General features: G+C 72.4%; 19 protein-coding genes, 1 pseudogene and 1 riboswitch. Of the genes and pseudogenes, 13 read left to right on the plus strand and 7 right to left on the minus strand.

Features of this window, described 5'->3' with window-relative positions:
- Positions 1–285 precede the first annotated feature (285 nt).
- Positions 286–1,257 carry a glucosyl-3-phosphoglycerate synthase gene (locus tag RV983_RS20750; protein WP_475987255.1) on the minus strand — a complete coding sequence of 324 codons (972 nt, stop codon included), beginning with the start codon at positions 1,255–1,257 and terminating at the stop codon, positions 286–288.
- Positions 1,258–1,425: 168 nt separating this feature from the next.
- Positions 1,426–1,553, plus strand: a riboswitch (SAM riboswitch).
- An 18-nt stretch (positions 1,554–1,571) separates the two neighbouring features.
- On the opposite strand from RV983_RS20750, the gene thrC reads away from it, so the two are divergent.
- From thrC to RV983_RS20775, 5 genes are all read left to right on the plus strand, one after another.
- Positions 1,572–2,864, plus strand: coding sequence for a threonine synthase (gene thrC, locus RV983_RS20755; protein ID WP_475987256.1), 1,293 nt, complete (start codon positions 1,572–1,574; stop codon positions 2,862–2,864).
- 50 nt (positions 2,865–2,914) lie between these two features.
- Positions 2,915–3,193, plus strand: coding sequence for a ubiquitin-like small modifier protein 1 (locus RV983_RS20760; RefSeq protein ID WP_475987257.1), 279 nt, complete (start codon positions 2,915–2,917; stop codon positions 3,191–3,193).
- A 426-nt stretch (positions 3,194–3,619) separates the two neighbouring features.
- On the plus strand, positions 3,620–3,826 hold the full coding sequence (locus RV983_RS20765) for a cold-shock protein (RefSeq protein ID WP_005486335.1): 207 nt from the start codon (positions 3,620–3,622) through the stop codon (positions 3,824–3,826).
- A gap of 386 nt (positions 3,827–4,212) precedes the next feature.
- Complete coding sequence (groL, locus tag RV983_RS20770; protein ID WP_475987258.1) at positions 4,213–5,835, plus strand: chaperonin GroEL; 1,623 nt, start codon at positions 4,213–4,215, stop codon at positions 5,833–5,835.
- 95 nt (positions 5,836–5,930) lie between these two features.
- Positions 5,931–6,434 carry a P-loop nucleotide/nucleoside kinase family protein gene (locus RV983_RS20775; protein WP_475987259.1) on the plus strand — a complete coding sequence of 168 codons (504 nt, stop codon included), beginning with the start codon at positions 5,931–5,933 and terminating at the stop codon, positions 6,432–6,434.
- 66 nt (positions 6,435–6,500) lie between these two features.
- Here RV983_RS20775 and RV983_RS20780 read toward each other — a convergent pair whose 3' ends face one another.
- A complete protein-coding gene (locus RV983_RS20780; RefSeq protein WP_475987260.1) occupies positions 6,501–7,208 on the minus strand; it encodes a copper homeostasis protein CutC in 708 nt (235 codons plus the stop codon).
- 51 nt (positions 7,209–7,259) lie between these two features.
- Here RV983_RS20780 and RV983_RS20785 point away from each other — a divergent pair, with 51 nt between their 5' ends.
- The 4 genes from RV983_RS20785 (at position 7,260) to RV983_RS20800 (ending at position 11,588) form a co-directional block, all read left to right on the plus strand.
- Positions 7,260–7,946 (plus strand): HD domain-containing protein, encoded by a 687-nt coding sequence (locus tag RV983_RS20785; RefSeq protein WP_475987261.1) that lies wholly within the window; start codon positions 7,260–7,262, stop codon positions 7,944–7,946.
- Positions 7,947–7,987: 41 nt separating this feature from the next.
- Positions 7,988–8,599, plus strand: coding sequence for a maleylpyruvate isomerase family mycothiol-dependent enzyme (locus tag RV983_RS20790; RefSeq protein ID WP_475987262.1), 612 nt, complete (start codon positions 7,988–7,990; stop codon positions 8,597–8,599).
- 139 nt (positions 8,600–8,738) lie between these two features.
- Positions 8,739–9,095 carry a VOC family protein gene (locus RV983_RS20795; protein ID WP_475987263.1) on the plus strand — a complete coding sequence of 119 codons (357 nt, stop codon included), beginning with the start codon at positions 8,739–8,741 and terminating at the stop codon, positions 9,093–9,095.
- Positions 9,096–9,200: 105 nt separating this feature from the next.
- Complete coding sequence (locus RV983_RS20800; RefSeq protein WP_475987264.1) at positions 9,201–11,588, plus strand: ATP-binding cassette domain-containing protein; 2,388 nt, start codon at positions 9,201–9,203, stop codon at positions 11,586–11,588.
- A 417-nt stretch (positions 11,589–12,005) separates the two neighbouring features.
- Here the strand turns inward: RV983_RS20800 and RV983_RS20805 are convergent, their stop codons facing one another.
- Both RV983_RS20805 and RV983_RS20810 read right to left on the minus strand, forming a co-directional pair.
- Positions 12,006–12,287, minus strand: coding sequence for a DUF4031 domain-containing protein (locus tag RV983_RS20805; protein WP_475987265.1), 282 nt, complete (start codon positions 12,285–12,287; stop codon positions 12,006–12,008).
- A 2-nt stretch (positions 12,288–12,289) separates the two neighbouring features.
- The gene (locus RV983_RS20810; protein WP_475987266.1) at positions 12,290–12,685 is read right to left on the minus strand and encodes a hypothetical protein; all 396 of its coding nucleotides are present in this window, start codon (positions 12,683–12,685) and stop codon (positions 12,290–12,292) included.
- 84 nt (positions 12,686–12,769) lie between these two features.
- Between RV983_RS20810 and RV983_RS20815 the strand changes: the two genes are divergently transcribed.
- Both RV983_RS20815 and murQ read left to right on the plus strand, forming a co-directional pair.
- The gene (locus tag RV983_RS20815) at positions 12,770–13,666 is read left to right on the plus strand and encodes a MurR/RpiR family transcriptional regulator (protein ID WP_475990393.1); all 897 of its coding nucleotides are present in this window, start codon (positions 12,770–12,772) and stop codon (positions 13,664–13,666) included.
- Positions 13,663–14,592, plus strand: a complete 930-nt coding sequence (gene murQ, locus RV983_RS20820) for an N-acetylmuramic acid 6-phosphate etherase (protein WP_475987267.1) — start codon at positions 13,663–13,665, stop codon at positions 14,590–14,592. The genes RV983_RS20815 and murQ overlap by 4 nt, the downstream gene beginning before the upstream one ends.
- 20 nt (positions 14,593–14,612) lie before the next feature.
- Here the strand turns inward: murQ and RV983_RS20825 are convergent, their stop codons facing one another.
- Positions 14,613–16,682: a HelD family protein gene (locus RV983_RS20825; RefSeq protein ID WP_475987268.1), complete on the minus strand. Its 2,070-nt coding sequence runs from the start codon at positions 16,680–16,682 to the stop codon at positions 14,613–14,615.
- Between the two features lie 265 nt (positions 16,683–16,947).
- On the opposite strand from RV983_RS20825, the gene RV983_RS20830 reads away from it, so the two are divergent.
- The gene (locus RV983_RS20830; protein ID WP_475987269.1) at positions 16,948–17,115 is read left to right on the plus strand and encodes a hypothetical protein; all 168 of its coding nucleotides are present in this window, start codon (positions 16,948–16,950) and stop codon (positions 17,113–17,115) included.
- A gap of 19 nt (positions 17,116–17,134) precedes the next feature.
- Here the strand turns inward: RV983_RS20830 and RV983_RS20835 are convergent, their stop codons facing one another.
- Positions 17,135–18,766 (minus strand): DNA repair helicase XPB, encoded by a 1,632-nt coding sequence (locus RV983_RS20835; RefSeq protein WP_475987270.1) that lies wholly within the window; start codon positions 18,764–18,766, stop codon positions 17,135–17,137.
- A 298-nt stretch (positions 18,767–19,064) separates the two neighbouring features.
- On the opposite strand from RV983_RS20835, the gene RV983_RS20840 reads away from it, so the two are divergent.
- Complete coding sequence (locus RV983_RS20840; RefSeq protein WP_475987271.1) at positions 19,065–20,027, plus strand: alpha/beta hydrolase family protein; 963 nt, start codon at positions 19,065–19,067, stop codon at positions 20,025–20,027.
- A gap of 120 nt (positions 20,028–20,147) precedes the next feature.
- On the opposite strand, the pseudogene RV983_RS20845 reads toward RV983_RS20840, so the two are convergent.
- Positions 20,148–22,576 (minus strand): annotated as a pseudogene (locus RV983_RS20845) (helicase-associated domain-containing protein).
- Positions 22,577–22,672 lie beyond the last annotated feature (96 nt).

Below are 22,672 nucleotides of genomic sequence, written 5' to 3' on the forward strand. Positions count from 1 at the left end.
CACGCATCCCCACCCGCAAACGTGTGCGCTACGCCACCCGGGCGTCCCGCCCCACCCCGCCAGCGGCGCGGGGAACTGCGCGCTCAGCCCCAACGCACCGGCAGCGTGCTCTGAAGGGGCGCGGGGACTGCGCGCTCAGCCCCAACGCACCGGCAGCGTGCCCTGAAGGGGCGCGGGGAACTGCGCGATCAGCCACAACGCACCCGCACCCGAACAAGCACCCGCACCCGGACAAGCACCCGCACCCGGACAAGCACCCGCACAACGCACCCGCACAGCGGCGCGTCACGCAACGTCGCGGCGCCGCACGTACTCCGGGATCGTGATCATGGGCGGCCGCTCCTCCGTCGTGACCTCGTGGACGCTCGGCTCGAAGCCCCCGTCCTCGGTGCGGTGGAACTGCGTGAGGACGGGCCGCACCAGGTGCCCCCGCGCCAGACGCGTCTGCGCGGTGCGGTAGATCGTCGCGGCCATGCGCCCGAGCGCCTGCCCGTCCTGGTGCCGATGGTGCCGCACGCCGACGTCGACCTGCGCGAGCGCGTCGAGCCCGGCCGCGCTGAGCGCGTCGATGAGAATCCCCAGCTCGACGCCGTACCCCACGGGAAACGGCAGCCGCTCCAGCAGCGACCGGCGCGCCGCGTACTCGCCGCCGAGGGGCTGCACGAAGCCCGCGAGCTGCGGCCAGTGCAGATTGAGCAGCGGCCGGGCGACCAGTTCCGTGACCCGTCCGCCGCCCCCCGGATCCACCGTGCCGCCGGACTCCAGGGGCCGGTCGTACATCGCCTTGACCAGCTGGAGGTCCGGGTCCGTGAGCAGCGGCCCGACGATCCCTGAGACGAAGCGCGCGTCGAACTCCCGCAGGTCGGCGTCGACGAAGCAGACGATCTCGCCGCGCGTCGCGAGCAGCGAGCGCCACAGCACCTCGCCCTTGCCGGGCACGGCCGGCAGCCGCGGCAGGATCGCGTCGCGGTGGACCACCGTCGCGCCCGCCTCCGCGGCGACCGCGGCGGTCCGGTCCGTGGAGCCCGAGTCCAGCACGAGGAGCTCGTCGACCAGCGGCACGGCCCCGGACATCAGCTCGCGGCGGATCTCCGCGACGATCGCCCCGACCGTGGCCTCCTCGTCGAGCGCGGGCAGCACCACGCTCACCGTCCCGCGCGGGCCCGCGGCCCGCTTCGCGGCGAGGAGCTGCGACAGCGGGCGGCGCTCGGCCGTCCAGGACCGCCGCCGCAGCCAGCCGGCTACCTCGTCCAGCACTGCGTTGCTCCGTTTCTGCCCCTCTTCGGCTCGTCTCGAAGGACGGACGGGCTGTGACCAGGGTCGAGGTCGTCGGTTACAGTCGTGAACACGAGGCATGACCATGGTATGTCCGCGATGATCGCGCCCCGTACGACAAATGCTCGGGCCCTGGGCCCGGTGCCATACCGCTCATCCAGAGGGGCAGAGGGAACGGCCCGTTGAAGCCCCGGCAACCCTCCCGCCGACCGCGAGGTCCAGGTGGGGAAGGTGCCAATTCCGTCTCGTGGCGAGATTCGCCGCGAGGAAGATGAGGAGAAAGGGCCTCGCCTGACATGGCTGCGCAGACTGTTGTCACCGACGTCGCGTCCACGAATTCCCCCTTCGGACCCGCTTCCGCACTGTCCTGCCGCGAGTGCGGCGAACGTTTCCCGCTGAGTCCGGTCTTCGCGTGCGAGAGCTGTTTCGGGCCGCTCGAAGTGGCCTATGACCTCCCCGCCGGCGATGCCGAGACGCTCCGCAAGCGGATCGAGTCCGGGCCGAACAACATCTGGCGCTACGCGCCGCTGCTGCCCGTCCCCGCCGACGTGGCCTCCAAGCCCAACCTGAACCCCGGGTTCACCAAGCTCGTCAAGGCCGACAACCTCGCCCGCGAGCTGGGCATCACCGGCGGCCTGCACATCAAGGACGACTCCGGCAACCCCACGCACTCCTTCAAGGACCGCGTCGTCGCCATCGCCCTGGAGGCCGCCCGCACCTTCGGCCTCACCACGCTGTCCTGCTCCTCCACCGGCAACCTCGCGGGCGCGGTCGGCGCCGCGGCGGCCCGCGCCGGCTTCCGGTCCTGCGTCTTCATCCCGCACGACCTGGAGGAGGGCAAGGTCGTCATGGCCGCCGTCTACGGCGGCGAACTGGTCGGCATCGAGGGCAACTACGACGACGTCAACCGCTTCTGCAGCGAACTGATCGGCGACCCGATCGGCGAGGGCTGGGGCTTCGTCAACGTCAACCTCCGCCCCTACTACGGCGAGGGCTCCAAGACGCTCGCGTACGAGATCTGCGAGCAGCTCGGCTGGCGTCTGCCGGACAACCTCGTCATCCCGATCGCCTCCGGCTCCCAGCTGACGAAGATCGACAAGGGACTGCAGGAGCTGATCAAGCTCGGTCTGGTGGAGGACAAGCCGTACCGCATCTACGGCGCCCAGGCCGAGGGGTGCTCCCCGGTCTCCACCGCCTACAAGGCCGGGCAGGACGTCGTGCGCCCGCAGAAGCCGAACACCATCGCCAAGTCGCTCGCCATCGGCAACCCGGCGGACGGCCCCTATGTGCTGGACATCGCCCGGCGCACCGGCGGCGCGGTCGAGGACGTCACCGACGAGCAGATCGTGGACGCCATCAAGCTGCTCGCCCGCACCGAGGGCATCTTCGCGGAGACGGCGGGCGGCGTGACCGTCGGCGTTCTGAAGAAGCTGATCGAGAGCGGGCAGTTGGACCCGGCCGCCGAGACGGTCGTCCTCAACACCGGTGACGGACTCAAGACCCTGGACGCCGTCGCCGCGACCTCCCGCCCCACGGCCACCATCCGCCCGAGCCTCGACGCGTTCCGCGCCGCCGGCCTGGCCGGCTGACGCCGTCCGCCGATCGCCGACCGTCCCGATACGAAGGTGAACCCCGCATCATGAGCGCGAACGTCCGCATCCCCACCATCCTCCGCCCCTACACCGGCGGCCGGGCCGAGGTCCCCGCCGACGGCGGCACGCTGGCCGAGGTCATCGAGTCGCTGGAGAAGGACCACCCCGGCATCTCGGCCCGTGTCCTGGACGACACGGGCAAGCTGCGCCGCTTCGTGAACGTCTATGTCAACGACGACGACGTGCGCTTCTCGGAGGGCCTTCAGACCGTCGTGGCCGAGGGCGCGTCCGTCTCCATCATCCCGGCGGTCGCCGGGGGCTGTTGAGCCGTCTGCGCCGCGGAACGCACAGGGGTGCCGGGAGTTGCTCCCGGCACCCCTGTGTGCGTGAGAGGTAGTTGAAGGGCTGTACAGTTACTTCGGAGGCTCGCAACCCCCTGCAACGCTCTGCGTAAACCCTCTTTCCGCGGCGTCCTTGTCGACGATTTATCGCCAAATTCCCGCGATGATTGTCGTGTTGGCGACATATGTCCCGCCCGACTTGCCCCGGTTTATTGGCCGTTGGAGCCGTTCTTCCCTTTTTCCGTGCCCGGATTTCTCGTCGGATTGACCTGTTGCAGACAGCGTCCGTGCAGATACATTCAGCCGCGGTCGACGCGTTCCGGCGCACGCCCCCTTGGCTGTAGGGGGTGAGGTCTGACCCGGGTCCGCGAGGTGTGGGCCTGCGAAGGGCCGGCAATAGGGGAGTAAGGAATGGCTCAGGGCACCGTCAAGTGGTTCAACGCGGAGAAGGGCTACGGCTTCATCGCGGTCGACGGTGGTGCGGACGTCTTCGTGCACTACAGCGCGATACAGATGGACGGCTACCGCACCCTCGAGGAAGGTCAGCGGGTCGAGTTCGAGATCTCGCAGGGCCAGAAGGGGCCGCAGGCGGACATGGTCCGCCTCGCTGCCGGCTGACGCCGCGCATCGGCCACGGAGCGCTTCGTACGAACGCGCTCAAACGTACATGTCAAGGCCCGCCCTCTTAACGGGGGCGGGCCTTCGTCTGTCCTCCCGCCGTCGCCCGCCACCGTCCGCCCCCGGTGGCGGGCGGGTGGATCCCCGGTAGGCGGCGGGCGACCGGCCGAGCGGCTTGCACTCTCCTAGGGCGAGTGCTAATCATTGGCGTTAGCACTCTGACGTTGAGAGTGACAAAGGACCGAGTGGGTGAGGCCCGTTCGACCGTCGGAAAGGAACCGGCGGGAGGGGGGCCGTCCGTCGCGGGCGCCGGCGCGGTCCTGGAGTAATCCTTCCCCGCAGCCGTGTGCCGCGAGGGGACCCCAAGTCCGGGAGGACCACTTCACATGGCCAAGATCATCGCGTTCAACGAGGAGGCACGGCGCGGTCTCGAGCGCGGGATGAACCAGCTCGCCGACGCCGTCAAGGTCACCCTCGGCCCCAAGGGCCGTAACGTCGTCCTCGAGAAGAAGTGGGGCGCCCCCACGATCACCAACGATGGTGTGTCCATCGCCAAGGAGATCGAGCTCGAGGACCCGTACGAGAAGATCGGCGCCGAGCTGGTCAAGGAGGTCGCGAAGAAGACGGACGACGTCGCCGGTGACGGCACGACGACCGCGACCGTCCTCGCCCAGGCGCTGGTCCGCGAGGGCCTGCGCAACGTGGCCGCGGGTGCGAACCCGATGGCCCTGAAGCGTGGCATCGAGGCGGCCGTCGAGGCCGTTTCCGCCGCCCTGCTCGAGCAGGCGAAGGATGTGGAGACCAAGGAGCAGATCGCCTCCACCGCCTCCATCTCCGCCGCTGACCCCCAGATCGGCGAGCTCATCGCCGAGGCGATGGACAAGGTCGGCAAGGAAGGCGTCATCACCGTCGAGGAGTCCCAGACCTTCGGTCTGGAGCTGGAGCTCACCGAGGGTATGCGCTTCGACAAGGGCTACATCTCGGCGTACTTCGCCACCGACCTGGAGCGTATGGAGACCGTCTTCGACGACCCGTACCTCCTGATCGTCAACTCCAAGATCTCCGCGGTCAAGGACCTGCTCCCGCTGCTCGAGAAGGTCATGCAGAGCGGCAAGGCCCTGCTGATCATCGCCGAGGACGTGGACGGCGAGGCCCTGTCGACCCTGGTCGTCAACAAGATCCGTGGCACCTTCAAGTCCGTGGCCGTCAAGGCCCCGGGCTTCGGCGACCGCCGCAAGGCCATGCTCCAGGACATCGCCATCCTCACCGGTGGCACCGTGGTGTCCGAGGAGGTCGGCCTCAAGCTGGAGAACGCCGGTCTGGAGCTGCTGGGCCGCGCCCGCAAGGTCGTCGTCACCAAGGACGAGACCACCATCGTGGACGGCTCCGGCGACGCCGACCAGATCCAGGGCCGGGTCAACCAGATCCGTGCCGAGATCGAGAACAGCGACTCGGACTACGACCGCGAGAAGCTCCAGGAGCGTCTCGCCAAGCTGGCCGGCGGCGTGGCCGTCATCAAGGCCGGCGCGGCCACCGAGGTCGAGCTCAAGGAGCGCAAGCACCGCATCGAGGACGCGGTGCGCAACGCCAAGGCCGCCGTCGAGGAGGGCATCGTCGCCGGTGGTGGCGTGGCTCTGCTCCAGGCGTCCAACGTCTTCGAGAAGCTCGAGCTCGAAGGCGACGAGGCCACCGGTGCGACGATCGTGAAGCTGGCCCTGGAGGCCCCGCTGAAGCAGATCGCGGTCAACGCCGGCCTCGAGGGCGGCGTCGTGGTGGAGAAGGTCCGCAACCTCACCCCGGGTCACGGCCTCAACGCCGCGACCGGTGAGTACGTCGACCTGATCGCCGAGGGCATCATCGACCCGGCCAAGGTGACGCGCTCCGCGCTGCAGAACGCGGCCTCCATCGCCGCGCTCTTCCTCACCACCGAGGCCGTCATCGCCGACAAGCCGGAGAAGGCTTCGGCCCCGGCCGGCGGCGGCATGCCGGGCGGTGACATGGACTTCTGATCCCGCGAGGGTTCAGCGGTACACGATCGAGGGCGGCACCCCGTGCGGGGTGCCGCCCTCGGGCGTTCCCGGGACCGCCCGGCTAGCCTGGCTCCGTGACGCAGCGAATGGGCACCGTGGTTCTCATGTGCGGCCTCCCGGGAGCGGGCAAGACCACCTACGCGATGGAACTGGTGCGTCGCGGATACGCGCGGCTCTCCATCGACGAGGCGGTCTGGCGGCGACTCGGGCAGCGCGATGCCGGCCGGGTACTGGAGGCGGAGGCGTTCGACCGCCTCAAGGAAGAGGTCCGCAGCGAGCAGCGGCAGGAGCTGGTCGAACTGATGCTGACGGGGCGGGACGTGGTGGTGGACTACAGCTTCTGGAGCCGCGCCGCACGTGATGACTACAAGACCCTGATCGAGCGGTACGGCTGCCGGTGGGAGCTGGTCCACCTCAAGGCCGACCGGGCCACGCTGGAACAGCGTCTCAAGCTCCGGAACGGCGAGGAGGGCGCCAACTCCGTCACCGTGGACGAGACGCTGCTCCTCCGCTATCTGACCGACTTCGAGGAACCGAGGGGCGAGGGCGAGCAGGTGCTCACGCAGGGACCGGCCTGAGGGCGCGGCGTGCCCGGGCCGCGTGTGTGGACGGGTTCGGTCACGGTGCCTGCGGCGGCCGGAGCGCTAGCCGACGGCGACCGGGGCGTCGAGCAGGTCGCGCCAGGTCCGCACGGCGGCCGCGTCGACGGGGCCCGCCCAGCCGCCGGGGCGGACCGCGCCGCCGACGTGGAAGGCGTCGATGCCCACGGCGAGCAGCCGGGGCAGGTGCTCGGCGCGCAGGCCGCCGCCGACCATCAGCTGCGGATCACCGGGCACGCCCTCGGCGGCCTCCGCGATCAGGACGTCCAGGCCGGTGTCGACGCCACGGGCCGATCCCGCCGTGAGGTACGTGTCGTGCCCGGGCAGTCCGCGCAGCGCCGCGCGCAGCGCCGTACGGTCCGCGCAGTGGTCGATCGCGCGGTGGAAGGTCCAGCGCGCGTCCGGGCCCACGGCGTCGGCCAGCAGCCGCACCGCCCGCAGGTCGGGGCCGCCGCCGGCGTCGAGGAAGCCGAGCACGAACTCGTCGGCGCCCTCCATGCGCAGGGCCGCCGCCGCGGCGCACAGCGCGTCGACCTCCTGGGCGTCGCCCGCCCCGAAGTCGGCCCGGCCGCGCAGCATCACGCGCACCGGTACGTCCGCGGCGGCCCGCACGGCCGCGAAGACCTCCCGGCGCGGAGTGAGTCCGTCGGCGGACATGTCGGTGACCAGTTCGAGGCGGTCCGCGCCCCCCGCCTGGGCCGCGCGGGCGTCGTCGGCGTCGAGCGCGATCACTTCGAAAATTGGTCTAGACATATATTCAGGATCCCACACGCCTCCGCTCGCCCGCGACCCCCGTGCTCCACAATGGCCCACATGGCCGCCACCGATCCCGAGCTGCTGACGCACTGGAGCGCGCTGCTGCGCCGCTGCCAGACCGAGTCCGTCGACCCGACGCCCTACGGCGAGGACCTGCTCGCCCGCTGGGCCGAGCCGCAGCGCCGCTACCACACCACCGACCACCTGGCCGCGGTGCTGGTCCACGTCGACTCCCTGGCCGAGTACGCCGAGGACATCGACGCGGTGCTGCTCGCCGCCTGGTTCCATGACGCCGTCTACCGCCCCGACCGCTCGGAGAACGAGGAGCGCAGCGCCCGCCTCGCCGAACGCGCGCTGCCCGAGGCTGCCGTCCTCGACACCATCACCGCCGAGGTCGCCCGCCTGGTCCGGCTCACCGTCACCCACCACCCCGGCGACGGCGACCGCAACGGCCAAGTGCTGTGCGACGCCGACCTCGCGGTCCTGGCCGGCGACCCTGTCGCGTACGCCGCCTACGCCGCGGCGGTCCGCGACGAGTACGGCTTCGTCCCCGACGACGCCTTCCGCGCCGGCCGCGCCGGCGTGCTGCGCCAGCTCCTCGCGCTGCCGCGGCTGTTCCGCACCACCATCGGCTACGAGCGGTGGGAGGACACGGCCCGCCGCAACCTCACCACCGAACTGGAACTGCTGCTCTCCGCCGATGACTCCGCGCCGCAAGACCGGTCTGCCCCTTGAGACATGCCGTTCCCCGCACCCACCGGAAGGGCGGAACCGCCATGACGGACGACGCCGTACTGCGCTCCGCGATCACCGCCGCGTATCTCTCCCTCGCCGACCTGCTCGACGGGGCGGGCACGGAGCGGTGGGACACCCCCTCGCTCTGCGAGGGCTGGAGGGTGCGCGAGGTCGTCGCCCACATGACCATGGCGGCGCGCTGGACCGAAGAGGAGTTCATGGCCGAACTGCGTTCCTGCGACTACGACTTCACCCGGCTGTCCAACTCCGTCGCCGGCCGCGACGCGGCGCTGCCGGAGGACTCCCTCGTCGCCGGGCTGCGCTCGCCGGTCATGCACCACTGGACCCCGCCGGGCGGCGGGGTCCGCGGCGCCCTCAACCACGTGGTGATCCACGGCCTCGACATCACCGTGCCGCTCGGCGCGGAACGCGGCGCCCCGGAGCCCGCCGTCGTCGCCGTCCTGGACGATCTGACGTACGGCGGCGGCCACGCCCACTTCGCGGTGGCGATCGACGGCCGCTCGCTGCGCGCCACCGACCTGGACTGGTCCTACGGCTCCGGCCCCGCGCTGCGCGGCGAGGCCGGCGACCTGGCGTCCGCGCTGTGCGGGCGCAGGCTCCCCGCGGGGCGGCTCCAGGGCGATCCCCTGTGACCGGCGCGGCGGGAGCGGCGGAGGAAACGGTCAGGATTCGAGAAGCCCCGGCCGCCGGTTCGCGGCTAGCGTGGCGGGCAGAGCGGTCGACGGCGGCATCGCCGCCGGTACGACCGGACCCACGACCTCAGGAGTGACCATGAGCGGCTCTTCCACCCAGGGCATCAAGACCGTGCTGCACCCCGTCTCCGACCTGGCGAAGGCCAAGGAGGTGTATGCCGCACTGCTCGGCACGGCGCCGCAGCACGACGGCGAGTACTACGTCGGTTTCGAGGCCGAGGGCCAGCACATCGGCCTGGTGCCGAACGGCGGACCGCAGGCCATGACCTCGCCGGTGACCTACTGGCACGTGGCGGACATCGAGGCGAAGCTCGCCGAGGTGACCGCCGCGGGCGGCACCGCGAAGGAGCCGGTGCACGACGTCGGCGGCGGTCGCCTGGTGGCCACCTTCACCGACCCCGACGGCAATGTCCTCGGGCTGCTCCAGGACAGCTGAGGCACCGGCCGGAAGCGAGGACAGGACGACCGGACGTACTGTTCGATGCCGGTGGGACACCCGCACCGACCCCGACACCGGCCCCGAGGGCCAGAGAGAGACACGATGAGCACGGACACGAGGACGGACCCGCGGTCGCCCGCGCTGCACGGTGCCGACAGCCACGATCTGATCCGCGTGCACGGCGCGCGTGTGAACAACCTCAAGGACGTCAGCGTCGAGATCCCGAAGCGCCGGCTGACGGTGTTCACCGGTGTCTCCGGCTCGGGCAAGAGCTCGCTCGTCTTCGGCACGGTCGCCGCGGAGTCGCAGCGGCTGATCAACGAGACCTACAGCTCCTTCGTGCAGGGCTTCATGCCGACGCTCGCCCGGCCCGAGGTCGACGTCCTCGAAGGGCTGACGACCGCGATCATCGTCGACCAGCAGCGGCTGGGTGCCGACCCCCGCTCCACGGTCGGCACCGCCACCGACGCCAACGCGATGCTGCGCATCCTCTTCAGCCGGCTCGGGCAGCCGCACATCGGCTCGCCGAACGCGTTCTCCTTCAACGTCGCCTCGGTCCGGGCGAGCGGTGCGATCACCGTCGAGCGCGGCGCCAAGAAGACGGTGAAGGCGACCTTCAACCGCCTCGGTGGCATGTGCCCGCGCTGCGAGGGCCGGGGCACGGTCACCGACATCGACCTGTCCCAGCTCTACGACGACGTCAAGTCGCTCAACGAGGGCGCGCTCACGGTCCCCGGCTACAGCATGGACGGCTGGTACGGCCGCATCTTCAAGGGCAGCGGCTTCTTCGACCCGGACAAGCCGATCCGCAAGTACACGAAGAAGGAACTGCACGACCTCCTCCACAAGGAGCCGACCAAGATCAAGGTCGAGGGGATCAACCTGACGTACGAGGGGCTGATCCCGAAGATCCAGAAGTCGATGCTCTCCAAGGACGTCGACGCGTTGCAGCCGCACGTCCGCGCGTTCGTGGAGCGGGCGATGACGTTCACCGTCTGCCCCGAGTGCGACGGGACCCGGCTGGGCGAGTCGGCCCGGTCCTCGAAGATCGGCGGGATCGGCATCGCCGACGCCTGCGCGATGCAGGTCAGCGACCTCGCAGAGTGGGTCCGGGGTCTGGACGAGCCGTCCGTCGCGCCCCTGCTGACGGCCCTGGTGGACACGTTCGACTCGTTCGCCGAGATCGGCCTCGGCTACCTCTCGCTGGACCGGCCGTCGGGCACCCTGTCGGGCGGCGAGGCGCAGCGCGTCAAGATGATCCGCCACCTCGGCTCCTCGCTCACCGACGTCACCTACGTCTTCGACGAGCCCACCGTCGGCCTGCACCCCCACGACATCCAGCGGATGAACGGCCTGCTGCTGCGGCTGCGCGACAAGGGCAACACGGTGCTCGTCGTGGAGCACAAGCCGGAGGTGATCGCGATCGCCGACCATGTCGTCGACCTCGGCCCCGGCGCCGGTACGGCGGGTGGCACCGTCTGCTTCGAGGGCACGGTCGACGGGCTGCGGGCGGCCGGCACGGTCACCGGCCGCCACTTCGACGACCGGGCCACCCTCAAGGAGAGCGTGCGCAAGCCCACCGGCACGCTGGAGATCCGCGGCGCGACGGCGCACAACCTGCACGACGTCGACGTCGACATCCCCCTCGGGGTACTGGCCGTCGTCACCGGCGTGGCAGGTTCCGGCAAGAGTTCGCTCGTGCACGGCTCGATCCCGCCCGGTGAGGGAGTGGTCTCGGTCGACCAGGGCGCCATCCGCGGCTCACGGCGCAGCAACCCGGCGACGTACACCGGGCTGCTCGACCCGATCCGCAAGGCCTTCGCGAAGGCCAACGGCGTGAAGCCCGCGCTGTTCAGCGCCAACTCCGAGGGCGCCTGCCCGGCCTGCAACGGCGCCGGCGTCATCTACACCGACCTGGCGATGATGGCCGGTGTCGCCACCCCCTGCGAGGAGTGCGAGGGCAAGCGGTTCCAGGCGGCGGTGCTGGAGTACCACCTCGGCGGCCGCGACATCAGCGAGGTGCTCGCGATGTCGGTGACCGAGGCGGAGGAGTTCTTCGGCGCGGGCGAGGCCCGCATCCCGGCCGCGCACGCCATCCTCGGCCGCCTCGCCGACGTCGGGCTCGGCTACCTCAGCCTCGGCCAGCCGCTCACCACGCTGTCGGGCGGTGAGCGGCAGCGCCTCAAGCTGGCCACGCACATGGCCGACAAGGGCGGTGTCTACGTACTCGACGAGCCGACCGCAGGGCTGCACCTCGCCGATGTCGAGCAGCTGCTCGGCCTGCTCGACCGGCTCGTGGACTCCGGCAAGTCGGTCATCGTGGTCGAGCACCACCAGGCGGTCATGGCACACGCAGACTGGATCATCGACCTCGGCCCGGGCGCGGGCCACGACGGCGGCCGCGTCGTCTTCGAGGGCACCCCCGCGGACCTCGTCGCCTCCCGCCCCACCCTCACCGGCACCCACCTCGCCCAATACGTCGGCGCCTGACCCGCAGGTGCGTGCCCCGTAGGGGCGCGGGGAACTGCGCGACCAGCACGAGGTACCCGCACTTGGGATACGGCCCTGGTGTGGTTGCGTGCCCCGTAGGGGCGCGGGGAACTGCGCGTTCAGCCACGGCGCGCCCGCACCTGGGAAACAGACCCGGCGCGGGCGCGCACCGTGAAGGGGCCGCGGGCACGCGGATGCGTGCCCCGTAGGGGCGCGGGGAACTGCGCGTTCAGCCACGAGGTACCCGCACTTGGGACACGGCCCTGGTGTGGTTGCGTGCCCCGTAGGGGCGCGGGGAACTGCGCGACCAGCCACGGCGCGCCCGCACCTGGGAAACAGACCCGGCGCGGGCGCGCACCGTGAAGGGGCCGCGGGGAACGCGCGACCAGCCCCACAGACCCGGGCCAGAAGCAGAACCTACGCCCCCGCGTCCGAAGGACGCCGCCGCTTCGGCCTGCGCAGCCCCGCCTCCGTGAGCCTGCGCAGCAGCTCCTTGCTGCCGACCTCGAACGCCCCCGCGGCCACCGCGGAGGCGTACCGCTCGCTGGGCAGGTCGTAGTGGTCGCCGTCGAAGGCCCGCCGGGGGGAGCCGATGGCCGCGGCGAAGGCGTGCAGCTCCTCGTAGGAGGCGTCGCTGACCAGGTGCGACCACAGCCGGCCGTGGCCCGGCCAGGTCGGCGGGTCGATGTAGAGGGCCACGGTCAGCGGGCCCCGCCCATCGCGGCGGCCAGCGAGCCGACGGGGGCCACGGCCTCGCCCAGTGATTCGCAGACCCAGTGCGGGTCGGGGCCGAGCTCGGGTTCGACGTCCAGGGCGTGCGGGTCCTCGCAGCGCGGGCACAGCGGCCACCGCCCCATCCGTTCCAGCAGCGCGTCCTTGACGTCCTGGGCGACCAGGCCCACGACGAACGCGGCGCCGTCCGGCCACTGCTCCACCCACCACCGGCGCTGCGCGACGGTGTCCTCGACGAGGGAGACGATCCCGGCGTCGGTCACGTCGGTGGCGGTGAGGTCGGCGAGGATGAGCGCTCGCGCTCCGTGCAGCGCGGCTTCCAGTGCGGCGGGGGCGCCCGGGGCACCGGGGACGTCGGGATCCATGCCCCCTATTGTCGCCCAGCGGCCGTCCGTACGTTCTTGACGCCGTTCGATGGCGAAAATAGCTTTCGCGGTGTGGCCGAGAAGATGAAGGAAAGTTTCAGCACCGGGGGGCTGGCCGCCAAGGTCAGGACCCTGGCCCCCTCCATGACCCGCTCCATGCAGCGCGTCGCGGAGGCCGTCGTCGCCGATCCGGGGGGCTGCTCCCGGCTCACCGTGACCGCGCTGGCCGTCCGCACCGGGACCAGCGAGGCCACGGTGGTCCGCACGGCACGGCTGCTCGGCTACTCCGGCTACCGCGATCTGCGGCTCGCCCTGGCCGCGTTCGCCGCCCGCGAGGAGGCAGGCGGCCGGCCCTCCGTCACCCCGGACATCGCTGTGGGCGACCCGCTCTCCGAGGTCGTCGCCAAGCTCGCGGAGGACGAGCAGCGCTGCCTCGCCGACACCGCCGCACAACTGGACGTCGCCCAGCTGGAGGCCGCGGTCGGCGCGCTGGCCGCCGCCCGCCGCATCGACGTCTACGGGATAGGGGCCTCCAGCCTGGTCGCCCAGGACCTCGTGCAGAAGCTGCTGCGCATCGGCCTCATCGCGCACGCGCTCGCCGATCCCCACCTCGCCGTCACCAACGCGGTGCAACTCCGGCAAGGCGACGTTGCCGTGGCCGTCACCCACTCCGGGCACACTCACGACGTGGTCGAACCGCTGCGCGCCGCCTTCGACCGGGGCGCCACCACGATCGCGATCACCGGCCGCGCCGACGGCACGGCCACGCAGTACGCCGACCATGTGCTGCTCACCTCCAGCAGCCGGGAGAGCGAGTTCCGTCCGGCGGCCATGTCCAGCCGCACCAGCCAACTGCTGGTCGTGGACTGCCTGTTCGTCGGCGTCGCACAACGGACCTACGACACCGCGGGGCCGGCCCTGGCCGCCTCGTACGAAGCCCTGGCCCACCGTCACAGCCCCCGAAGGAACCACCCGTCATGACGCACGCCGAGCTCCGCCGCGAACTGGACCGGCTGACCACCGAGGCCTTCCGCCCCGACCTCGCCGGCATCGACCGGCTCGCGACCCTCGACATCGCCCGCCTGATGAACACCGAGGACGGCTCCGTGCCGGCCGCCGTCGCCGATCAACTCCCGGCCGTCGCCGCCGCGATCGACGGCATCGCCGCCCGGATGGCCCGCGGCGGCCGCCTCGTCTACGCGGGCGCCGGCACCGCCGGACGCCTCGGCGTCCTGGACGCCAGCGAGTGCCCGCCGACCTTCAACACCACGCCCGGCCAGGTCACCGGGCTCATCGCGGGCGGCCCGCGCGCCATGTCCGACGCCGTCGAGGGGGCCGAGGACAGCCGCGAGCTGGCCGCCGCCGATCTCGACGCGCTCGCCGTGGGCCCGGACGACGCGGTCGTCGGCGTCTCCGCCTCCGGCCGCACCCCCTACGCCATCGGCGCCGTCGAGCACGCCCGCGCCCGCGGCGCCCTGACGGTCGGCCTGTCCTGCAACGCCGGCTCCCCGCTCGCCGCCGCCGCCGAGCACGGCATCGAGGTCGTCACGGGCCCGGAGTTCCTCACCGGCTCCACCCGGCTCAAGGCGGGCACCGCCCAGAAGCTCGTCCTCAACATGCTCTCGACCATCACGATGATCCGGCTGGGCAAGACCTACGGGAACCTGATGGTCGACGTCCGCGCCTCCAACGAGAAGCTGCGCGCCCGCTCCCGCAGCATCGTCGCCCAGGCCACCGGCGCCCCGGACGAGGAGATCGAGGCCGCCCTCACCGCCACTGACGGCGAGGTCAAGCACGCCGTCCTCGTCCTGCTCGCCGGCGTCGACGCGGCGACGGCCGCCCGCCTCCTCACGGACGCGGACGGCCACCTGCGGGCGGCTCTCCTCGCGGCGGCGTCCTCGCACTGAGGCCGCCGCCCCGCGAGGGGCTAGCGCAGCGCTTCCGGCAGCGGCGCGGAGTGCAGGACCGCGAGGCCGGAGACGGCGCGGGTGAGGGAGACGTACAGGCGGCGCAGGCCCGTGCGCTCGTCGGGTTCGCCGTCGACGACGGCGGCGGGCTCGTCGAGGACGACGTAGTCGTACTCCAGGCCCTTGGCCAGGGAGGCGGGGACGAGGGTCAGCCGGATGTCCGGGGTGGTCTCCTCACCGGGCGACAGGTACGTCAGCCCGGCCGCCGCCAGCGCCTCGGCCAGCACCGGGACGCGGGCGTCGGCGGCGATGAGGCCCGTGGAGCCCTCGCGCTCCAGGGCCTCGCGGCAGGCGGTGACCACGGCGCCGGTCAGCGCCTGCGCGGTCACCTCGGTGACGGAGAACGCGCCGGGGCTGTCGCGTACGGACGTGGCCTCGGTCAGGCCCGGCGCGATGGCGGGCAGCAGCCGGGAGGCGTAGGCGATGACCTCCAGCGGCACGCGGAAGCCCTGCGTCAGCTCCTCGACCTGGGAGCCCGGCTTGCCGAGGTGGGCGAGCGCCTCCTCCCAGGTCGCGGTGGCCCAGGGGGTCGTGCCCTGGGCGATGTCGCCCAGCACGGTCGCGGAACCGGTGGAGCAGCGCCGCCCGACGGCCCGGTACTGCATGGGGGACAGGTCCTGGGCCTCGTCCAGGACGACGTGGCCGAGCGAGCCGGTGCGGTGCACCAGGTCGTGGGCCTCGTCGATCAGCACGGTGTCGGCCGCCGACCACTTCGCGGAGGCGATGCCCCGGGCCGGCTTCGCCCAGAGGATCTGCTTCTGCTCGTCCTCGGTGAGCAGGCCCTCCGCGCAGCGCGCCAGGAACTCCGCGTCGGACAGCAGCCGCAGCACCGTCTTCGCCGGGTCCACCGGTGGCCAGACCTCCTTCACGGCCGCCTTGACCGCCGCGTTGCGCGCCACCGCGTCCTGCACGCGGTCGTCCGGTGCCTCCCCGGCGGCCTCCATCTGCACCAGCACGGCGTGCGCGATCCGCTGCGGCAGGGCCTCGCGGGCGGCGCCGTAGCGGATGTCGCGGTCCATCAGCTCGCGGACCAGCTCCTCCAGCGCGTAGGCGGGGACACGCCAGCGCCGCGAGCCGCGCACCACGACGATCGGCTCGGTGGGCATCCGGATGCCCGAGCGGACCGCCCGGCGCAGCACCTCCGCCATGCGCGCGTCGCCCTTCACCTGGGCGGCGGCCGCGCTGTCGGCGCCCCTGACGGGGACGTGCGCGACCAGGTCGTCGACGGTGGCCTGCTTGACGCTGAGCTCGCCGAGCGCGGGCAGCACCTGCTCGATGTAGTGCAGGAAGGACGCGTTCGGGCCGATGACGAGGGTGCCCGTGCGGGCCAGCCGTTCGCGGTGCGCGTAGAGCAGATACGCCACCCGGTGCAGACCGACGGCGGTCTTCCCGGTGCCGGGCGCGCCCTGCACGCAGACCGTGCCGCCGATCCCGGCGCGGACGATCTCGTCCTGCTCGGGCTGGATCGTGGCGACGATGTCCCGCATCGGGCCGACGCGGGGCCGCTCGATCTCCTGCTGGAGCAGCTTGCTGGAGGTCTGCGCCTCGCTCGGGTCCGTGAGGTGCTCGTCCTCGTACGCGGTCAGGTCGCCGCCCGTGTAGCCGAAGCGACGGCGCAGCGCGACGTCCTGCGGGTCCTTGCGCGAGGCGCGGTAGAAGGGCTGGGAGACCGGCGCCCGCCAGTCGATGACCATCGGGTCGCCGTCGGAGTCGTGGACATGGCGGCGGCCGATGTAGAAGCGGTGCTCCTCCTCCTCGTCGGCCCCGGCGTCGCCGGCCAAGGCGTCACCGTCCAGGTAGTCGAGGCGGCCGAAGAAGAGCGGGGTGTGGGCGAGGTCCGCGAGGGCCTTGATGCGTGCGTCGATGTTCGCCTGGAGCACCTCGGCGTTCACCCAGTTGGCGGTCACGTCCTTGATGTCGAGCGCCTCGACGTCGGCGCGCATGGCGCGCAGGGCGGAGCGGGACGCGGTGAGGTGGGCGCGTTCGCGGTCGAGCGGATTGTCGGTCGTGAGGGATTGTTCCCCGGGCACGGGTTGCCTCCGGCGGCACGTAGGGCATGGCTCAGCCGGCCCCGGACCGGCGCACGCGGTGGCGCGGGGGCGGGGCGCTGTCCTGATACGAATGCGAGTAACACCATGGACCGGCCGGTTTCCGTCCGGCCGGTGGCACCGTCCCCTCGGGGGCGGGCGGCAAGACGAAGGATCCTACGCCGCCGGGACGGACGGCGCGAATGGATTACCGGTCCCACCCGGACGCAGCTCTCCCCAAAGCATCACATGTGCGTACATTGGGGGCATGGCACGAGCCCGCACATCCCGCGTCCGGGGCAGCACCGCCTTGACGGCGGACGCGGCGCACCGCCGTCAGCGGTACCTGCTCGGCAATGCGCTGCGTGCCGCCAAGGTCTACGCGACGAGCGCCTGCCGCGTCGTCCTGCTCGGCCCTGACGGCACGCGCTACTGAAGGCCCTGGACAGCCGCCGTCAGAGCAGCTCGTCCGCGTCGACGATGCGGTACGCGTATCCCTGCTCGGCCAGGAAGCGCTGCCGGTGAGCGGCGAAGTCCTGGTCGATGGTGTCGCGCGCGACCACCGAGTAGAAGCGGGCCTCGTGACCGTCCGCCTTCGGCCGCAGCACGCGGCCGAGGCGCTGCGCCTCCTCCTGGCGGGAGCCGAAGGTGCCCGAGACCTGGATGGCGACCGTCGCCTCGGGCAGGTCGATGGAGAAGTTGGCGACCTTCGAGACCACCAGCACCGAGATCTCGCCCTGACGGAAGGCCTCGAAGAGCTTCTCGCGCTGCGTGTTGGTCGTCTCGCCCTTGATGACCGGGGCGTTCAGGTGCTCGCCCAGCTCGTCCAGCTGGTCGATGTACTGCCCGATGACCAGCGTCTGCTCGCCCTGGTGCTTGGCCACCAGGGCCTCGGTCACCTTGCGCTTGGTCGCGGTGGTGGCGCAGTAGCGGTACTTCTCCTCGGCCTCGGCGGTGGCGTACGCCAGCCGCTCGGAGTCGGTGAGGTTGACCCGCACCTCCACGCAGTCCGCGGGCGCGATGTAGCCCTGCGCCTCGATCTCCTTCCACGGCGCGTCGAAGCGCTTGGGGCCGATCAGCGAGAAGACGTCCGACTCCCGGCCGTCCTCGCGCACCAGCGTCGCGGTCAGGCCGAGTCGGCGGCGGGCCTGGAGGTCGGCGGTGAACTTGAAGACCGGAGCGGGCAGCAGGTGCACCTCGTCGTAGACGATCAGGCCCCAGTCGCGGGAGTCGAAGAGCTCCAGGTGCTGGTAGACGCCCTTCCGCCGGGTGGTCAGCACCTGGTACGTGGCGATGGTGACCGGGCGGATCTCCTTGCGCGTGCCGCTGTACTCGCCGATCTCGTCCTCGGTGAGCGAGGTCCGCTTCACCAGCTCGTGCTTCCACTGCCGGGCCGAGACGGTGTTCGTCACCAGGATCAGCGTCGTGGCCTTCGCCTCAGCCATCGCGCCCGCCCCGACCAGCGTCTTCCCTGCGCCGCAGGGCAGCACGACCACGCCCGAGCCGCCGTGCCAGAAACCCTCGACGGCCTGCTTCTGGTACGGGCGCAGCGCCCAGCCGTTCTCCGCCAGCTCGATCGGGTGCGCCTCGCCGTCCACGTACCCGGCCAGGTCCTCGGCGGGCCAGCCCAGCTTCAGCAGCACCTGCTTGATCTGGCCGCGCTCGGAGGGGTGCACGGCCACGCTGTCGGGGTCGATCCGGGCGCCCACCAGCGGGGCCACCTTCTTCGAACGGAGGATCTCCTCCAGCACCGGCCGGTCAGTGGAGCTCAGCACCAGGCCGTGCGCCGGGTGCTTGCTCAGCGTCAGGCGGCCGTACCGGCCCATGGTCTCGGCGATGTCCACCAGCAGCGCGTGCGGCACGGGGTAGCGGGAGAACTTCACCAGCGCGTCCACCACCTGCTCCGCGTCGTGCCCGGCGGCGCGCGCGTTCCACAGGCCGAGCGGCGTGAGGCGGTAGGTGTGGATGTGCTCCGGCGCGCGCTCCAGCTCGGCGAAGGGGGCGATGGCCCGGCGGCACTCGTCGGCCAGCTCGTGGTCGACCTCCAGGAGCAGGGTCTTGTCGCTCTGGACGATCAGACAGGACACACAAACCTCCGCATAGGGGCGGGCCGGGGCCGGGACCGGTGCCGGGCTGAACTACCCATGGTCCCTCATCGCCTCTCCACTAACGCTCCCCTCCCCGTTTTCCATGCCCGCGCCGTGCCGCTGCGGCTCGGCGGGCTCCGCCTTCCGCCGCACCGCTTGACAAAGCGGAACGATGTTCCGGATAGTAAGCGGAGCGGCGTTCCGCTTCGAGTCGACCGAACCGGACGCGTCCGACCACTCGCCCGCCGCCGCCCTGTCGGAACCGGCGGCGGCACAGGCCCCCGAAGGGAACCGCATCATGAGCACATCCACCGGCACCGCCGCCGGCTTCGGCCCGCCCGCTCCCGTCCTGTCGTACAGCCCGGTGGTCCTGTCCGTGCCCGGACGCCCCGTGGACCTCCAGGTCCGTGTCTCCGCCCCCGCGACCGGGACCGGCCTGCCCGTCATCCTGCTCTCCCACGGCCACGGCGGTTCCCACAACCTCTCCTCGCTGAACGGGTACGCGCCCCTCGCCAACCTCTGGGCGGCAGCCGGATTCGTGGTCGTCCAGCCCACCCACCTCAGCTCCCGGACGCTGAGCCGCCGGCTCGCCGGCACCCCAGGAGCCCCCTTCTTCTGGCGCTCGCGCGCCGAGGACATGAGCCGCGTCCTCGACCGGCTCGACGAGATCGAGAAGACCGTGCCGCAGCTCGCCGGGCGCATCGACCACGGCAGGATCGCGGTCGCCGGGCACTCCCTCGGCGGCCACACCGCCGCCCTCCTGCTGGGCGCCCGCGGTGCCGATGCCGACACCGGGGAGGAGGTGAACCTGACCGAGCAGCGGATCACGGCGGGTGTGCTGCTGGCCGCACCGGGCAGGGGCGGCGACGTCCTCAACGGACCTATGGCCGCGATGGTGCCGTTCTTCCACACCACCGACTTCTCCACGATGACCACACCCGCCCTGGTCGTCGCCGGCGACCAGGACGACTCCCGGCACTTCACCGATGCCGGCCCCGGCTGGCACGCCGACCCCTACCACCTCGCCCCCGCCCCCAAGACGCTGCTCACCCTGTTCGGCGCCGAGCACCTGCTCGGCGGCATCTCCGGATACGACGCCGAGGAGACCACCGACGAGAATCCCGGGCGGATCGCGGCCCTCGGGCGCCTCACCTCGGCCTACCTGCGCAGCCGGTTCCAGCCCGGCGACCACGCCTGGCAGACGGCGTGCGAGGCACTGACGACCGGGGCGGGCGCGGCCGGACGAGTCGAATCGAAGTAGACCGACACGGCGGGACGCCGCCGCGGTCCGCTTCGCCCGTCGGCCGCCGTCCCCGTCGGTGTCCGCATCACGATCGCCCCGCTACCGCCGATCCACGTTCCGGCACTCCCCGAGGGCCGTCTACGCGAGGTCGTCGGCGAGTTCGGAGACGCCCGTGATGCGGTGCAGCGCGAAGGTGCGGACTTCGTCGGCGGTGTGGTCGTACGCCGTCACGAAGCCGCCCTCGACGCGCACCGGTCCGATGACGCGCTGGCTGGCAGCGCCGTCCGCGTTGACGTAGCCGATCCACACCGACTCGCCGGTGAGCACCGCGGCCTGCATCGTGGCCAAAGTCTCCGCGGCGGCCGTGCGGGGCAGCCCCCGGTCGCCGCCCGTGGCGGGGCGCGGCACGTTCTCCCTGCGGACCGCCGTGGAGGCGCGGTCGCCGGCCCTTATCACCTTCACCGCGGCGCTCAGCAGCGTGCCGTCCGGGACCGGCGGGCCGTCGGTCACGGGGACGGGGGCGCTCCGCGGCGGCGTCCTGCGGGCGTCGGCGCGGGTGATCAGCACGTCCCCCTCGGCGGACTCGGCGGCCGGGGCCAGCCCCATCGCCCGCAGCCGCTCCAGCAGCGTGCCCGGGTCGGCCTGGGCGGCCAGCACGGTCGGCGCGAGGCGGCGCAGCCCGAGACCCGCCGCCCGGCGGTCCGCCAGCACCTCGCTGATCAGGGCGTCGTCGTCGCAGCGCAGATACGCCGAGGCCGCGCCGACCCGCAGCCTCCCGTGGCGGCGGGCCACGTCGTCGACGAGGTAGCTGAGCGGCTGCGGCACGGGGGTGCGCGAGTGTGCCGAGAGGAAGGCGTGCAGCTCGGCCGCCGTACGCCCGGCGTCCAGGGCGCGCCGCACGGACTCGGGCGTGAAGCGGTAGACGGTCGCGCCGCCCTTGGACTCGATGTCGGCCAGCACGTGCAGCGTCTCCGCCAGGTGCGGCTGAAGCGGGCCCGGCGCGACGGCGGTCAGGTCGGCCTGGAGCAGTACGTGGTCCAGCGGCTCGGGCAGCAGCGGCCGCAGCAGCGCGGCGGCCCGCGTGGCGCGGTCCCCGGCGGTGGACAGCAGCGCCCGGCCGTGCGCCGCCAGCGCGCCGCGTCCCGTCACGCCCAGCAGCTCCGCCTCCGAGACCGTCCACCGGACGAGGTCGGCGCGCAGCCCGTCCATCGACACCCCGCCGCGCAGCGGACGCTCCCAGCGCAGCCGCGCCAGCAGGGCGTCGGGCGTGGTGGAGGCGCCGGCCGTAGCAGCTCGGCCAGGAAGTCCAGGACCTGCCGGCGGATCTCGGGCGCGAGCGAGCGGTCCAGATCGGGGCCGAGCGCGGCCAGGGCGCGGCCTTTGGCGTCCCGGGTGCCCACCACACCGGAGGTGCGGGTGGCCGTCAGCCAGACCGTGACCAGCTCGGCCCAGCGCAGCTCGGCCGGCAGCAGCAGCCATGCGTCGTACCCGGGCGTGGGCGCGTACGCCTCGTCCAGCTCGCCGTCCGCGGCGACCAGGCCGGCGGCGTAAGCCAGTTCCAGCCAGAACGCGGCGGCCGGCTCCGTCGCGTCCAGGGCCGTCGCCACCCGCTTCAGGTCGCGCACGCTCAGCCCGCCCGCGCGCAGTATCTGCGGGCCGCCGGTCTCCCACTGCTTGACCAGTTCCTCGACCGTGCGGATGGCCGTGAACGCCTGGCCCGCCGCGGTCGCGTCCACAGCCTGTGGATCGTGCGCCCGCGATTCCACCACCGGCGGCACCGGCTCGGGCACACGGTGCGCGCGCCCGTCCCGCAGATGCAGGGCCACCTCGCGGGGGAGTACGACATTGCGGGCACCGGCGGGCAGCAGCAGCCCCCGCTCGAGCAGCCACCGCACCGGCGCCGGCGGGGCGCCGACGTCCGCCACCTCGCCGTACGGCGGACCCCACGTCAGCCTGCCCAGCACCGCGGTGGCCTCCGGCGGCGCCGCCTCCAGCAGTGCGGTCATCCGCGGCCGGTCCGCGAACAGCGCGGTCAGCGCGTCCACCGCGCTCACCGGGTCGTGCGTCGGCGGCATCCCGGCCGTCTCCAGGATCTGCTGCAAGAGGCCCGGCGACATCCCCGACGTCGCCTCCGCCACGCTCGGGCCGAGCCCGGTCGGCGAGAGGCTTCCCGCGGCCGGCGCCAGGATGTCCCGTGCGGTCCGCACCAGCCGCAGCCGGTCGTCCCCGCCCCAGAGCAGCGCCTGCGTCCGCAGCGTCTCCAGCGCCCCGGGCAGCGCGTCGGCCGCCTCCGGGCCCATCAGCGCCGGCAGCGTCCCGAGCGGCGCGCCGTCCGGCGCGATCGCGAGGGCCTCCGCGACCTGGAGCGTGAACCGGTCCAGCCGTTCCAGCGCCCGCACCACCGACGCCCGCGTCCCGGCCCGGGTCGCCAGCTGCGACAGGTCGTTCGGCACGGGACTCAGCAGATCCGGACGCGCTCTGAGCAGCGCGGACAACGCCCCGTCGCCACGGGCGCGGAGATCCTCCGCCAGCGTGCGCGGCTCCGCCGCGGGCCCTTCGGTGGTCATCTCACCCACACTAGCCGTGCCGCCCCCACCCGTGATCCCCCAGACCGCCTCGGCGGCCCTCCCTGACGCCCTCCCTGTCCCTCCCCGGGAGCCGCC

The organism is Streptomyces sp. RLA123, assembly GCF_056270165.1.